Annotated in this window: 1 pseudogene; it reads right to left on the bottom strand. The window is 55.7% G+C overall.

Annotated elements, in window-relative coordinates:
• Positions 1–748 (bottom strand): annotated as a pseudogene (locus M3I54_RS44415) (hypothetical protein); the annotation flags it as partial.
• Between the last annotated feature and the right edge of the window lie 140 nt (positions 749–888).

Raw genomic sequence — 888 nt, 5'->3', positions numbered from 1 at the left:
ACCGAAGTGCTCACCGCGTCCGGGATCATTGATGTTGATTCGTGGATCGGATGGATAGTCGATTGGATCGACGGTATTCGCTACGAAGGTTCCTCCAGCGGAGCCAGTGTAGATGTTGGTGCCGCCATAGAAAAGGGCGCCGTCTGTACCCGGATCCGGAGCGGCGATCCCCTCAAAGTTAAGGGACTGAAGCTTCCATTGCAACGTACCTGAAGCGCTGTAGGAGTGAATGTCCGTGCCGGCTGCGCGACCAAGATCCCATGTTCCGCCCCACGGGTTATTGAGCACGTACAGATTGCCAAGGGAGTCTTTGCCGATGCCAGTGACGGCGGTGAAACGCTTGACCCCTATCCGCGCTGACGTTGATCAGCAGATCGCGAGTCTTGCTCGCTCGAGCATATCGTCCGATCGCGCCACTGCCGAAGGCCTTGTTGAACTGAAGCGCAACGAAAAGATCAGTCGAATTGCCTGTGATCGCACTGCCCTGAAAATCGCCATGCGCGCCGATAGAACCGATGCTTTGTTCATTCTGGTATATCGCGACTCCACCTTCGTTTTCATCCCACAGAGACGATGTGTAGATGACCCCTTCAGGCGCAACCCACATGGACCGGGCGGCGTTGCCTACATGAGTTGCGTTAGTCCCAAACGTATTCGCTAACCAGTCGGTTGTGTACTGCCCCTGACATTCTGGCGCAATCGTAGCGCTCAACACTGCGGCAAGGAATGCGGCATGGATTCGTTTCATGACTTACCCTCATTTGCACCACGTGCACCGATTTAGATCAGGATACCGAATTGTTTTATTACTGAAGTGGCAGGCGGGAAAAGGAATTCGGTCCGGCGCGATGGAATCGGCGGCCCGTTCAGGCTGGCGCGTTCCGCGCC

The organism is Paraburkholderia sp. CNPSo 3274, from assembly GCF_024206475.1.
Taxonomy (GTDB): Bacteria; Pseudomonadota; Gammaproteobacteria; order Burkholderiales; family Burkholderiaceae; genus Paraburkholderia.
This window is presented reverse-complemented; position numbering and strand designations above follow the sequence as displayed.